This is a genomic window from Nocardia citri (genome assembly GCF_054065835.1).
On sequence record NZ_JBSUQM010000010.1, the window covers coordinates 117,335 to 131,340 of the forward strand.

Here is a 14,006-nt window from a genome sequence, read left to right on the forward strand (position 1 = left end):
GTCGGCGACGCTGCGTCCACCTCCAAAGTAGACTCGGATTGTGACGCCCGCCCAGCTTCGGGCCTATTCGACCGTGGTGCGGCTCGGCTCCGTGCGTGCGGCGGCCAGAGAGCTGGGGATGTCGGATGCCGGTGTTTCGATGCATATCGCCCAGCTGCGCAAGGAACTCGACGACCCACTGTTCACCCGCGCGGCGGCGGGTCTGGCTTTCACACCCGGCGGGCTGCGCTTGGCCAGCCGGGCGATCGAGATTCTCGGACTGCAACGCCAGACCGCCATCGAGGTGAGCGAGGCGGCGCACGGTCGACGGTTGCTGCGTATCGCGGCATCGAGTGCGTTCGCCGAACATGCCGCGCCCGGCCTCATCGACCTGTTCGCGGCGCGGGCCGAGGATCTGTCGGTCGAGCTGAGTGTGCATCCCACCAGCCAGTTCCGCAGCCTGATCGAGTCCCGTGCGGTCGATATCGCGTTGGGGCCCGGACCGGTGGGTAGCGACACGACCATCACCGCCCGGCCGTTCCTGAAGTATCAGATCATTTCGGTCGCGCGACCCGACAGCCCGCTGGCCGAGGTCACACCGCATCCAGCGCTGCTGCGAGAACAGCAGTGGATGCTGGGCCCCAGCGCGGGCAGCGTCGACGGGCACATCGCGAAGATGTTGCGCGAGTTGGCGATTCCCGAATCACACCAGCGGATCTTCCAAAGCGATGCCGCCGCCCTCGAAGAGGTCCGCTGTGTCGGGGGCATCACGCCGACGATCGGCTTCGCTGTCTCCTCCGACCTCGCGACCGGCCGGTTGAGCCACATCAAAGGCCCCGGCCTTCAGATATCGGATGAATGGTGCGCGACCACCCTGCCGCCCGATACCCGCCAGCCCGCGGTGTCGGAACTGCTGCGGTTCATCACCACCCCGCGCTGCACCCAGGCGATGATCCGAGGGTCCGGCGTCGGCGTCACGCGGTTCCGCCCGAAAGTGCATGTGACGTTGTGGAGTTGACCGCGGGCACCGCGATGGAATACGGCGCGGCGAAACTCGGAGTCAGCCCCCAGATGACGATGGAGCGACACATGGACGACGACATCGAACGCACACCGCAGCTCACGGCGTTCCCACGGATCGACGACTATGGTTTCATCTCCGACTGTGAGGTCACCGCGCTGATCGCCCCCAGCGGGACCGTCGAATGGATGTGTCTGCCGCGCATGGACTCCCCCAGTGTCTTCGCAGCCGTCCTCGATCGTTCCGCCGGTTCGTTTCGGTTTGCTCCCGCGGACTTCATGGTGCCCACCGATCGCCGCTACGTCCCTGGCACGATGGTCATGGAGACGAGTTGGCGCAGTGGCGACGGGTGGGCGACGGTCCGCGATGTGCTGCTGGTCGGGCCCTGGCGACACCAGACACCCGGCCGCAGCGCCCACTGTCGAACCCCCACCGACTACGACGCCGAGCACATTCTGCTGCGGACGGTGCACTGTGAGACCGGGCAAATCCAGTTCGCGCTCGACTGCCAGCCGTCCTTCGACTACGGCAGGCATCGCGCGCATTGGGAGTACCTCGACAGCTACCACCTCGCGCAGGCCAGCGCCGACGGGATCGATCTGGAGCTCACGCTGAGCACCGATATGCGCCTGGGGCTGGAACGGACGCACGCGCTTGCCCGCACCCTGCTGAAGGCGGGTGATACCCGTTTTTGCGCGCTGTCGTGGGGAAGTTGTGCCGCGCCCCGCGCCGTCGACGAGGCCGATGAACGGCTGCTGCAGACAATCCACCACTGGCGGCACTGGCTGGCCGGCGGGCGGTTTCCGGACCATCCGTGGGCCGCCCAGCTCACCCGCAGCGCGCTGACTCTCAAGGGGCTGACCTTCGCGCCGACCGGCGCCATCAGCGCCGCCGCCACCACGTCATTGCCCGAAACGCCAGGCGGACAACGTAATTGGGACTATCGATACTCGTGGATACGCGATTCCGCGTTCGCGCTGTGGGGCCTGTACTCGCTGGGCTTCAGCTGGGAGGCCAACGACTTCTTCTCCTACATCATCAGCTTGACCGAAGACGTCCGGGACATGCAGATCGTCTACGGCATCGGTGGCGAAAGCGACCTCACCGAGCAGACCCTCAGCCATCTGCGCGGTTACGAAAATGCCGGGCCCGTGCGCATCGGCAACGACGCGTACCGGCAACGCCAGCACGATGTGTGGGGCGCTGCGTTGGACGCGGTGTATCTCTACGCGCGCAACCAGGACCAAATCGACGCGCGGTCGTGGCTGGTGCTGAGCCGAGCGGTCAAAAGCGCCCTCACCTACTGGCGCGAGCCCGACCACGGCATCTGGGAAGTACGTGGGCAGCCCCGGCACTTCACTTCCAGCAAGGTGATGTGTTGGGTTGCCGCTGATCGCGGCGCCCGGCTGGCTCGCATCCACCAGGACCTCGAACGCGCGAATCGCTGGCGGCAGGCCGCAGACGACATCCGCGCCGATATCTGCGCTCACGCCCTCGATTCCCGGCGGGTATTCACCCAGTATTACGGCAGCACGGCACTGGATGCTTCGACCCTGCTCATCCCGCTGGTTCGTTTCCTGCCCCCTGACGACGACCGGGTGCGCAACACGGTGTTGGCCATCGCCGACGAACTGACCGAAGACGGCCTCGTCTTGCGGTACCGCGTCGGTGAAACCGACGATGGCTGCGCGGGCGAGGAGGGTGCTTTCACGATCTGCTCGTTCTGGCTGGTCTCGGCGCTGTCGGAGATCGGCGAGAAGACACGAGCCAAACAGCTGTGTGAGAAACTGCTCGCCTACGCAAGCCCACTGGGCCTCTACGCCGAGGAGATCGACCCCCGGACCGGTCGGCACTGGGGAAACTTTCCCCAGGCGTTCACCCACCTCGCCCTGATCAACGCCGTGATGCACGTCATCCAGGACGAACAAACCATATTGCGGCAGGCGCTCGGCGGCGAATCGATCGCCCCACGACTGGACGACGCAGCGTTCACCCTGGGATATATGCACCGCTGATCAGTGGTCGGCAGATCCGCGCCGCCTCGCACGATACGAGTCCAGAACCGGCGATGGTGAAGGGCCGTGATCGCGGCACGGCCCTCATATATCCCGCCGACGCGGCCGAACGCGGCCCTCACCGACGGCACACCCGTCGCGGTCACCGCTGCCATGTAGCCACAGTATGGGACACCCCATGCCGCCGGGGTGCGTGTCTATCGCACGCGGCTGGTGTGGAAATCCAGTACCGCGGCCAGGGTCTCCTTCGGCGCTTCGAGCTGGGGATAATGGCCGACCTTCGGCAACTCGACTACATCCGGGTCCGGAATGAGCTCGCGATAGCGGCGCACCATATGCGCCCCCGACGCCGGGTCGAGCAGTCCATCGATGAGCCGCACCGGAACCGTCGTGTCGACCAGTGCGCCCACCCAGCGCTCCCGGTTCGCCTTACGTTCGCTCATATAGCGAATCAGCTTGTGGCCGTTGCTTTTGCCGTGCTTACTGCACCACAGGATCCAGTACTGGTCGAGCTCGTGGGCACTGGGGCGGGTGTCGGGACCGAAGACCCCGGCGAGGCTGCGGCGGAAGACCCGCTCGGCGCCGAATCCCCCGACCAGTGGTCCCAGCGGACTCGCCAGCACCTTCTGCGCTGGGCGCGCCCGGTGGGTCTCCGGAAATAGTCCGCCGTTGAGCAGGCACACCGACTCGATCACCAGGGATTCATCGCCGTCGGCGTGGCGCTGTGCGGCGCGCGCCAGCAACTCTTGGGCGACGGTATCGCCGTAATCGTGGGCCAGGATGTGAACGCGGGAAATCCCCTGCTCACGCAGCAGGTTCTCGTGGAGATCGGCCTGATCGGCGATCCGGTAGTCGTAATGGCGGGGTTTGGCCGACCAGCCGAAGCCGATCATATCCGGGGCGATGAGCCGCGCGAACCGCCCGCGCAGGCCCGGCCAAATCGCGTGCCAGTCCCAGGACGCGGTGAGGAAACCGTGGATGCAGAGCAGATTCCCGGCACCGTCACCGGTGCTGTCCTGCCAGAAGATCTGATGGCCGCGGTGGGTGTGGCGCCGGCCGTTCGCCCGCCAGGACGCAAACTCTTCCATGTCTACCTCCTTTGTGCCGACAACTATTGCGCGCGAACGCTACCGCCACCGCCGTTCCGGGGAACCGATTACGGCGTCCGTGTCACATACCGCATGGTCTTTTCGAGCCGGGTGTTTGCTCTGCGAGAATGCCACTGTGCATGTCGCGATCGGCCTCGTTGTTCTCGTCGCGTCCGCGGCGTCGCTCGCGGCGCTCGCGCGCCGCTTCGGGATATCCGAACCGCTGGTTTTGACGATGGCCGGGGTGGTTGCGTCATATGTGCCGCATGTTCCCCAGGTCCACCCGGATCCCGAGGTCATTCTGCTGGGTTTCCTGCCGCCGCTGCTCTATACCTCCGCGATCCGCACCTCCCTGGTCGATTTCCGGGCCAATGCGCGCACCATCACGCTGCTGTCGGTGGGGTTGGTGCTGTTCAGCACCTTCACGGTCGCGGCGGTGGTGTGGTGGCTGCTGCCGGTGCCTTTCGCGGTGGCGGTGGCCCTGGGCGCGGTGGTCGCGCCGACCGACGCGGTCGCCGCGACCGGGATCGCGCGGCGCATCGGCATGCCGCGGCGGATCGTCACCATCCTCGAAGACGAGTCGATGTTCAACGACGCGACCGCGCTGGTCACCGTGCGTACCGCGATCGCGGCGGCCGCGGGCACGGTGTCGGTGTGGAAGGCCGGTGGTGACTTCCTGCTCGCCGCGGGCGGTGGTGCGGCGGTGGGCATCGTGGTCGCCTATCTGCTGGCGATGCTGCGGCGGCGCATCACCGATCCGGTGCTGGACACCACGCTGTCATTCCTGGCGCCGTTCGCGGCCTATCTGCCCGCCGAGGGGATCAAGGCCTCCGGTGTGATCGCGGTGGTGACCTGTGGCATGGTGCTGGGTCATGGCGCGCCGGTGTGGCAGAGCGCGGCCTCCCGGATCGCCGAACGCATCAATTGGGGCACCATCCAATTCATCCTGGAAAGCGTCGTCTTCCTGATGATCGGGCTGCAGATGCGCGCGATCATCGAGGGCGCGTGGGGCAGTGGCCTCGACCACACCACCCTGATCGTGGCGGCGGTGGCGGTCATGCTGGCGGCGATGCTTTCGCGGCCACTGTGGGTGTTCCCGGTCGCGACGCTCTCGCGCAAGCTCGGATTGTCGAATACCGATGTGCCGCTGAGTCATCCGCTGGTGGTGTCGTGGGCGGGCATGCGCGGGGTGGTCACCCTGGCGGCGGCGCTGCTGCTGCCCGCCGACACCCCGCAACTGCCGGTGCTCAAACTGCTCGCGCTCGTCGTGGTCGCGGGAACGCTTCTGCTGCAAGGGACTTCGCTGCCGTGGGTGGTGCGGCGGCTGCATGTGCGCGGTCCGAGTCGCGCGGAAAACGCACTGCAAAAGGCGAATCTGCTGCAGCAGGCCACCGCGGCCGGACTAGCCGAACTGGACGAACACATCACCCCCGATACGCCACAGAGCGTCATCGAGTCACTGCGCGATCGGGTCACCTGGAAGACCAACGCGGCCTGGGAACGCCTGGGCCGCTCGGAAGCGGAACTGGCGACGCCGACGGCCGAATATCGTCGGCTGCGCCTGGAGATGCTGCGCGCGGAACGGGAAACGGTGCTGCGCGTACGAGATGCGGGCGGCGCGGACTACGAGATCCTGCAGTATGTGCTGTCCCAGCTCGATCTCGAGGAATCGATGATCGACCGCTATGACGAAACCGAAGAGGAGCGCATCGAACCGCTCGCCGCGCCCGCCGCAGCCGACACCTGCGCGCACCTGCAGGACGCGCCACTGGTGCGTGAGCCCGCCGAACCCGACGAATGCCGGGAATGCATCGCCGAGGGGTACACCTGGGTGCATCTGCGCATGTGCCTGACCTGCGGCCACATCGCCTGCTGTGACTCCTCGGTGGGCAATCACGCGACCAAACACTATGGCAGCACCGGACATCCGGTGATGCGCAGCGTGGAACCGGGCGAGGCATGGCGGTGGTGCTACGTCGACGAGCTACTCGGCTGACGGCGAGCGTGGGAGTAGATCAACCGCGCGTACTGGGCCAGTAACTGGTCCAGGGAAATGGTTTCCCCACCGTCGGCGATCTGCTGGTATCCGATCAGCATCGACATGCCGAGCGCGGTAACCACCGCGGTCGTCTCCTCATCGCCCACAACGCCTTTGATGGCCTTGTGTACGGTGCGGCGGCGCGATTGGTCGACCCGCTCGAGCGCCAGATTCACCGATTCGTCATTGGCGGCCCAGGCGCGGATCGCGGCCTCGGCGGCATGGTGCAGGCCCGAGGCGAGATCGGACATGGCGCGGATGTCGTCATCGGGATTGCCCTGGTTGAAGTTCAGTGTGCGCAGGATGATGACCTGACGGTTCTCCCAATGTTCGAGCAGCGCGTCCACGAAACCCCGCCAGCTGCCGAAATGGTGGTAGAACGAACCGCTGGTGACACCGAGCCGACGGCACAGCAGACCGATATTGAGGCCTTTGAAGCCGAGTTCGGCCAACACCTCCAGAGCCGTGTCGAAGTACTGCTCCTTGGTGAGCACTCGTGACATTCGCAGGTGCCGTTTCTGTTCGTGCGGGCAAAGCGCAGGACCAGACAGTACCTCATCGTATCGCCGTCGCGCTGAAACCCTGACGAAGTCCATGCGCTGGCGTCGCCGCGCCGCGCAAGCACCGGTGAACGGCGCAAACATGTAGTGCCAGCATGGGAATGGGCGGGCCGGGGTGGGCTACTTCTGCCGATCGTCGCCGGCGCGGACGCGCGCGAACGGCCGCGCGCGTTCGCCGACAAGCGTGCGCCACGGTTTCGCGGGGAATGAGCAGGCAGACGCGTTACTTCGATCCGGTGGCCGCTGTCAGGTGTTTGTCGAAGAACGCGAAGATGCGGTGCCAGGCGTCGCGGGTGGCATCGGCGTCGTAGCCGAGACCGGCAACCCGCAGGACCGGGTCGATGCCGAAGACGTTCGCGAAGCCGTGCGTGGTGCCCGGATAGGTTTTGATGTCGTGTTCGACGCCGAGATCGGTCAGCGCGCGATCGAGCTTGCGGCCGGCGCCGACGAGTGAGGGGTCGAGCGCGGCGTAGCTGGCCACCACTGGGCAGGCGCCGTCGAGTTGGGCGCGGTAGTCACCGTAGAGGCCCGGATAGAACGGTGCGGCGGCGTCGAAACCCATTGGCGCGGTGAGCAAAGCGAAGCCACCGCCCATGCAGAAGCCGATGACTGCGGTCTTGCCGGTGCAGTCGGGATCGGCGACGAGCCGGTCGCGGGCGGCGAGGATCTCCCGGATCGTCGGGCTCTCGCCGGTGAAGACGAGCGAGCGCATCACCGCACGGATACAGCGCACCCGGCCATTGGCGAACAAATTCGGGGCAATCGTGAGATAGCCGTAGTCGGTGAGCATTTCGACATTGCCGCGCAGATCCCGGCCGAAGGCGACACCATCGTGGAGCACCACGACTCCGGGCCACGGACCGTCCCCGCTCGGGTGGGCCAGGATCGCCTCGAGGGCGCCGTCTGGTGCGTCGAGTTCGATGGTGTTCATTCCCAGTAATGTAGGTCACTGTCCCAGACGTGTACAGCTATCGCCTGGCGAGTCCTATGGCGCAAGGCGGACTTCGCAGTTGATCGGATACCTGGCGTCGTGGCCGCGGCTGGTTTGCATGCCTGCACGCCTCGGCGCGGGGCTTCGACGGGGCTAGCGGTGTTCGAGCGGAACCGACTTGGCGATCACGAATGCGTAGGTCGTGCAGCCCGCCACGGACAGCACCACCCGATCGCACCGCACCGGTACCCGGATCCACGACGTCGGCCCCGCAGAACCGTACTCGCGCCGCCACGGTCCGCGGATCCGCATGCGGCGCCGAGGCCTGTAACCGCCTCGCCGCCAATGCCGTCCCAGCGCCGGGCGCGGACCACGGCCCCATCATGCCCCGTGGACAACATCACGGATCGACTGTTCGAACACGGTCCCCAGGCGCCCCTGCCGCCGCCCTGGAACCATCTCCCACCACATGCATTTTCGCCACCACGCGCCCGATCGCAGAGGATTTGGTGTCGGCCGAGGCGGGCAGGTCCAGCGCGACGCCCGTCCGGCGAATGTCACGGGTGGGACGCGGCGAGGTTCACTCCGAACCCGATCAGGTCGACAGCTGTACGCCCAGCAGAGCGTCTACGGCGGTTGCCAGCAACGCCGGGGCCGCAGGATCCTGGCCACCGTAGTTCAGGACCTGGTTAGCCCAGTTGTCCACGGCTGCAAGGGCTTTCGGGGTGTCGAGGTCGTCGGCCAGGTGTTGGCGGAGGCGGGCGACGGTGTCTTCGGCGGCGGGCCCGCGGTTGCGGGCGGTGGCTCGGCGCCACAGGTCCAAGCGCGCGGTGGCCTCGGCGAGGACAGCGTCGGTCCACATCCGGTCTTGGCGGTAGTGACCGGCCAGCAGTCCGAGGCGGATGGCGGCGGGGTCGACACCCGCTGCGCGCAGTGTGGAGACGAGCACCAAATTGCCGCGCGACTTCGACATCTTCTCGCCGTCCAGCCCGATGAGACCGGCGTGCACGTAGTGGCGGGCGAAGCGGCGACCCGCGATCACGGCCTCCGCGTGCGCGGCGGAATATTCGTGGTGCGGGTAGATCAGGTCGCTGCCGCCGCCCTGGATATCGAATTCGGGTCCGACACGGTTGAGTGCGATCGCCGCACACTCGATATGCCAGCCGGGTCGGCCCGCACCGAATGGCGCCGGCCACGACGGCTCGCCGGGACGCGCGGCGCGCCACAGCAGCGCGTCGATGGTGTCGCGTTTGCCCGGACGGTCCGGATCGCCACCGCGCTCGGCGAACAGCCGCTCCATAGTTGCCCGGTCGTAGCCGGATTCGTAGCCGAACTGTTCGGTGGCATCGGCGCGGAAATAGATATCGGGATATTCGACATCGTCGACCGTGTACGCCGCACCCGAGGCCAGCAGCTTCTGCACGAACTCGACGACCTCGTCGACCGATTCCACGGCGCCGATATAGTCGCGAGGTGGCACGATGCGCAGGGCCGACATGTCCTCGCGGAACAGATTGATCTCGCGGGTGCCCAGATCGCGCCAGTCCACACCGTCGCGGTCGGCGCGCTCGAACAGCGGATCGTCGACGTCGGTGACGTTCTGCACGTAGTGCACCTCGTGGCCCGCATCGCGCCACAACCGGTTGACCAGGTCGAAGGTCAGGTAGGTGGCGGCATGCCCGAGATGGGTGGCGTCATAGGGGGTGATCCCGCAGACGTACATGGTGGCCGTAGGGCCAGGGGTCACCGGGCGAACTTGCCGGTCGGCGGTGTCGTACAACCGCAACGGTGGCCCTGCTCCGGGAATGGTCGGTAGGGCGGTATCGGACCAGGACTGCATGATTCGAGGGTAAAGGTGTGGCGGCGGCCATTGCGCCCCGCCCCGCTCCGAACGGTCGGCCGTCGGGGCACCACCCCTGATCTGACCTGCCCCGATGTCGCAGAAACCGGAAGTCAACACTTCCCGTCTGGCGGATCGAATTGATATGAGTGGCGTAGATCACTGTCGCGGATTCTGCCGCGAGCCGCGAGTGCCCGAACTCGGCCGGGCCGAGTGGGATCGCGCTAGGTTGGTCGGATGAGTGTTCTCGGTGCGGTGTCGATGCCCCAACTTGCCCCAGAACATTTGCTCGCGGTGGCAGCCGCGGCCGAAGACAGCGGTCTCGAAGAACTGTGGTTGTGGGAGGACTGCTTCTGGGGCGGTGGGATCGCCAGTGCCGCAACGGTGTTGGCGCGGACCGAGCGGGTGCGCGTCGGGATCGGAGTCATGCCGGTGCCGCTGCGCAATGTCGCGCTCACCGCCATGGAGGTGGCGGCGCTGCTGCGGCTGCATCCGGGCCGGGTGATGCCGGGCTTCGGGCACGGCGTGCAGAACTGGATGGGACAGATCGGTGCGCGGGTCGAATCACCGATGACGCTGCTGCGGGAACAACTGGGTGCGCTGCGCGCTCTGCTGAACGGTGAGAAGGTCAGTGTCGCAGGCCGATACGTACACCTGGACAATGTCGCCCTGAACTGGCCGCCCACCGCACCCCCACCGATAACCGCCGCCGCCACCGGCCCTCAAACACTGCGACTGTCCGGTGAACTCGCCGACGCCACCATCCTCACCTCGCGAACCACCTCCGACGGTGTCCGCGCCGCCCGTGCGCGCATCGCGGAAGGCCGCGCGAAAGCCGCACGCACCGACCCACATCGGCTCGTCGTCAACCTGCTCGCGACCACCGGCCCGAATGCCGGCGAACGCCTCGCCGCCGCCCAGCAACGCAATTGCGGCGAGCACCCGCCCGAGGCAGGCGTCGCGGGCGAGGCGCAGGTCATCGCCGACGCCGTTTGCCGCTACGTCGAGGCGGGCGCCGACGCGGTAGTCCTCGAACCCACCGACGACGATCCGGATCTGATCGAATTCGTTCGCTTCGCCGGAACCGAGGTCCGTCCGCGGGTGGGCTGAGCTCGGTGCGAGCCGGAGCCTTCCGATCGCCCGAGCGTGGGACGACCGAGGGATCGCGTATCGAGCTCGCGCGGCGGGTCGTGAGCGGGATGCAGTTCACGGTCGCCCGCGGCGAGTCATGTCTCGGATCCGCAGGTCAAGGTACTCATCTGTGGTCGCCGCTCGACGCCCGTCTTCGCGTAAAGCATCCTGTGCACCTCGGCATCCGATGCAATACGGCACGGTCGGCTATCGCGGCGACACTCGCCTCAGAACGCGGGCCACGGAATCGGCCGCGAGGTCCTCGGCATCGGCATCACCGGATTGTCCAGCAACTGGTGTGCGCGGTCGCCGAGCGCCTCGATCTCGGCGTCGGTGATATGCGCAGCGAGATCATCGGCGAGCGCGCCTGGTAGCTCTTCGGCGAAGGCGGCGATATCGGCCATCAGCCCGTCGCAGATGGGTTTACCCGCCCACCCCCACAGCACTGTGCGCAACTTGTGCTCACGGTGCAGGCAGATGCCGTGGTCGACGCCGTAGACCTGCCCGTCGACACCTTCCAACGCGTGCCCGCCCTTGCGGTCGGCATTGTTGAGCAGCACATCCAGCACCGCCATCCGCTGCAGCCGCGGATCGTCGGCATGGATCAGCGACACCTCGTTACCGGCCGGATCCTCGGCGCGCAGCACCTCGCAGAACCCGTCCGGTACCGCGCCCAACGGCACCAGATCGACCAGATCGAGCCGGTCGCCCTGATCGGTGTGGTTGTCCACCGACTCCACCCACCGCTGCACCATGCCCGGCCCGTAGGGGCCATCACGCAAGATTGTCTCCGGAATCACGCCCCAGCCCAGCGCATCCGACACGCGATACGAAGCCACCTCGCGCCCGGCCAGGGTGCCGTCCGGGAAATCCCACAGCGGCTGCTCCCCGCGCACCGGCTTGTAGACCACGCGAACACCATCGGAGCTGTCCGCATCGCAGACGAGGGTGATATTGCTCGCGGTCGTCACCCGCCCGATCACCGTCAATTCCGCAGTGTGCCACCGAGGCTCGGCCACGGACTACTCCTCTAGCTCGGCCGCGCCGAAAATATCCCCGCGCTTGTATCCGTTGGTTCGCACACACATATGCCCGCGCGCTGAGAGTGGTTCCCCGCACAGCGGGCACGGCGGCCGGCCCGCAGCGATCACGCGGGTCGAGCGCAACGCGAACTCCCGCGCCTGGATCGGGGTCAGGAACACCCGAACGGCATCGGGACCCTCCTCGGTGTCGTCGAGCACCACCGATTCGTCGACCTCGGTTTCGGTGATCGCCAGCAGTTCCACCACTACCGCACCCGCGTCGGCGTCCCAGCCCAGGCCCATGGTGCCGACCCGGAACTCGGCGTCGATAGGAGTCACCAGGGGGTCGCTGTCGGAGATGTCTTCGGCCTGCGGCGGCACCTCGGCACCGAAGCGGCGCGCGACCTCGTCGAGCAGCAGACCCATCCGGTCGGCGAGCACCTTGACCTGTTGCTTCTCCAGTAACACGCTGACCACTCGCGGTTCCTGCACAGCCTGCAGGTAGAACGCGCGATCGCCCGGCTCACCGACGGTCCCGGCGACAAAACGATCGGGGGTGCGAAATACATGGATTGCGCGAGACATCTGCACCTCCTGATACGTGACCCTGATCGACTATCCGCGGCGTTGGACTCCGCAACACGCCACCTACTCGTTTACAAGGAATCTCAACGCTCCGCATTCCCATTATCCGCACTCGGGGTACCACCCAGCTCGCCACCAGGAACCGGACCGGCGTCGGGGACTGCGGCAGCCTCGGAATCCGAGGCGGGTCGCTGCGGTTTGCTTGCTAAACCGGACAAATCCGACCCGGTGTCGTTGAGTCGAACCACGTACGGCGCGGTCGGGGTGTAGCGCACGATGCTGAGCGAGGCGGGTTCCACCACGATGCGCTGGAAGCCGTCGAGGTGCAGCCCGAGCGCGTCGGCAAGCACGGATTTGATCACGTCACCGTGCGTGCACGCCACCCACAACACATCGTGACCGGCCTTTTCGGCGAACCGTCGATCGTGTTCGCGCACCGCGCCCACCGCACGGATCTGCACCTGTGCCAGCCCCTCGCCGCTGGGAAAGACCGCGCCGGAGGCATGCCGCTGCACCACGTTCCACAGCGGTTCGCTCAGCAGATCCGCGATCGCCTTGCCGGTCCAGTCGCCGTAGTCGACCTCGATCAGGCGATCCTCGGATTCCGGCTCCAGGCCGAGTTTTTCCGCGAGCGGCGCGATCGTGCGCTGACAGCGCAGCAGCGGCGAATGCACGATGTACTCGATCGGTAGGGCGGCGAGCCGTTCGGCGACCGCGCGGGCTTGGGTATTGCCTTGTTCGGTCAGATCGACGCCAGCGCTACGCCCGGCGAGGGTGCGGGCGGTGTTCGAAGTCGAAACACCGTGCCGCAGCAGGATCACGGTCATGGCACCAGCCTAACGATCATGTCGCCGACACCACTCCGCCGGCGAGCAAGCCCATGACCGTCAGCCCGAGTGCGATGCGGTAGCCGACGAACCAGTCCAAGGAGTGTTTGCCGACGAATTTCAACAGCCACGCCACCGAGGCGTACCCGACGACGAACGCCAGAATCGTCGCGACCAGCAGCTGCGCGCCGCTGGCGTTGAGGCCCTCACCCGCCGGTTCGAACGCGTCGGGCAGGCTGAACAGACCCGACGCGGTCACCGCGGGAATAGCCAGCAGAAACGAGAACCGCACGGCAGCTTCGCGCTCCAGCCCGAGGAACAGACCCGCCGTCGCGGTTGCACCCGAACGCGACACACCCGGGATCAAGGCCAGACATTGCGCGAGACCCATGATCAGACCGTCGCGGGTGCTCAGCTGCTCGATCGGACGGATCTTGCGTCCGTAGTACTCACCAGCCGCGATGACCAGCGCGAACGCGACCAGCATGAACGACACCAGCCACAGATTGCGGGCACCGGTGCGGATCTGATCCTTGAACAGCAACCCCAGCACGCCGATCGGGATCGTCGCGATGATCACATACCAGCCGATACGGTAATCGAGTTCACGCTGGGCCTGCTCGTCCAGGACGCGCGTGTGCTCGGCGGTGATGACCGGAAGGCGCATGGTTGGCTGGTCGTGCAGCGGCAGCTCCGGCTGCCTACGTTTGGTCAGCCGATCGCGCAGGCCCGCGAACCACGCCACGATGATCCGCCAGATGTCTTTGGCGAAGAACACCAGCACCGCCGCCTCGGTGCCCAGCTGGGTGACGGCGGTGAACGAGGCGCCCGCGTCGTCGCCGAAGAACACCGACGACACGATGCGCAGATGCGCCGAGGAGGAGATCGGCAGAAACTCCGTGAGACCCTGCACCAGACCAAGAACCAAGGCCTGCACCCAGGTCATCGACTCGCCGACCACGAACCAGC

Annotated in this window: 12 protein-coding genes; 4 read left to right on the forward strand and 8 right to left on the reverse strand. The window is 66.7% G+C overall.

The genetic code is table 11. The features are described from left to right. Positions 1–40 precede the first annotated feature (40 nt). Both ACW2Q0_RS16825 and ACW2Q0_RS16830 read left to right on the forward strand, forming a co-directional pair. Entirely contained in the window at positions 41–997 is a 957-nt protein-coding gene (locus ACW2Q0_RS16825) for a LysR family transcriptional regulator (RefSeq protein ID WP_457191091.1), read from the forward strand. Between the two features lie 14 nt (positions 998–1,011). Further along, entirely contained in the window at positions 1,012–3,015 is a 2,004-nt protein-coding gene (locus ACW2Q0_RS16830; protein WP_457191216.1) for a glycoside hydrolase family 15 protein, read from the forward strand. A 197-nt stretch (positions 3,016–3,212) separates the two neighbouring features. Here the strand turns inward: ACW2Q0_RS16830 and ACW2Q0_RS16835 are convergent, their stop codons facing one another. Beyond that, a complete protein-coding gene (locus tag ACW2Q0_RS16835; RefSeq protein ID WP_457191093.1) occupies positions 3,213–4,103 on the reverse strand; it encodes an alpha/beta fold hydrolase in 891 nt (296 codons plus the stop codon). Positions 4,104–4,239: 136 nt separating this feature from the next. Here ACW2Q0_RS16835 and ACW2Q0_RS16840 point away from each other — a divergent pair, with 136 nt between their 5' ends. Beyond that, on the forward strand, positions 4,240–6,099 hold the full coding sequence (locus tag ACW2Q0_RS16840) for a Na+/H+ antiporter (protein ID WP_457191095.1): 1,860 nt from the start codon (positions 4,240–4,242) through the stop codon (positions 6,097–6,099). Here ACW2Q0_RS16840 and ACW2Q0_RS16845 read toward each other — a convergent pair. The 3 genes from ACW2Q0_RS16845 to mshC all read right to left on the reverse strand — a co-directional run bounded on the left by ACW2Q0_RS16845 (position 6,075) and on the right by mshC (position 9,472). Continuing rightward, entirely contained in the window at positions 6,075–6,644 is a 570-nt protein-coding gene (locus tag ACW2Q0_RS16845; protein WP_457191097.1) for a TetR/AcrR family transcriptional regulator, read from the reverse strand. The genes ACW2Q0_RS16840 and ACW2Q0_RS16845 overlap by 25 nt on opposite strands. 280 nt (positions 6,645–6,924) lie before the next feature. Beyond that, on the reverse strand, positions 6,925–7,632 hold the full coding sequence (locus tag ACW2Q0_RS16850; protein ID WP_457191099.1) for a dienelactone hydrolase family protein: 708 nt from the start codon (positions 7,630–7,632) through the stop codon (positions 6,925–6,927). A 595-nt stretch (positions 7,633–8,227) separates the two neighbouring features. Beyond that, positions 8,228–9,472 (reverse strand): cysteine--1-D-myo-inosityl 2-amino-2-deoxy-alpha-D-glucopyranoside ligase, encoded by a 1,245-nt coding sequence (mshC, locus tag ACW2Q0_RS16855; protein ID WP_457191101.1) that lies wholly within the window; start codon positions 9,470–9,472, stop codon positions 8,228–8,230. 237 nt (positions 9,473–9,709) lie between these two features. On the opposite strand from mshC, the gene ACW2Q0_RS16860 reads away from it, so the two are divergent. Then, positions 9,710–10,582 carry an LLM class flavin-dependent oxidoreductase gene (locus ACW2Q0_RS16860; protein WP_457191103.1) on the forward strand — a complete coding sequence of 291 codons (873 nt, stop codon included), beginning with the start codon at positions 9,710–9,712 and terminating at the stop codon, positions 10,580–10,582. 248 nt (positions 10,583–10,830) lie between these two features. Here the strand turns inward: ACW2Q0_RS16860 and ACW2Q0_RS16865 are convergent, their stop codons facing one another. The 4 genes from ACW2Q0_RS16865 to ACW2Q0_RS16880 form a co-directional block, all read right to left on the reverse strand. Continuing rightward, a complete protein-coding gene (locus tag ACW2Q0_RS16865; RefSeq protein WP_457191105.1) occupies positions 10,831–11,622 on the reverse strand; it encodes an SCO1664 family protein in 792 nt (263 codons plus the stop codon). Positions 11,623–11,625: 3 nt separating this feature from the next. Then, the gene (locus ACW2Q0_RS16870) at positions 11,626–12,210 is read right to left on the reverse strand and encodes a DUF3090 domain-containing protein (protein ID WP_062993133.1); all 585 of its coding nucleotides are present in this window, start codon (positions 12,208–12,210) and stop codon (positions 11,626–11,628) included. Between the two features lie 83 nt (positions 12,211–12,293). Next, the gene (locus tag ACW2Q0_RS16875; protein ID WP_457191108.1) at positions 12,294–13,037 is read right to left on the reverse strand and encodes a histidine phosphatase family protein; all 744 of its coding nucleotides are present in this window, start codon (positions 13,035–13,037) and stop codon (positions 12,294–12,296) included. A gap of 16 nt (positions 13,038–13,053) precedes the next feature. Beyond that, positions 13,054–13,983 carry an undecaprenyl-diphosphate phosphatase gene (locus tag ACW2Q0_RS16880; protein ID WP_457191218.1) on the reverse strand — a complete coding sequence of 310 codons (930 nt, stop codon included), beginning with the start codon at positions 13,981–13,983 and terminating at the stop codon, positions 13,054–13,056. Between the last annotated feature and the right edge of the window lie 23 nt (positions 13,984–14,006).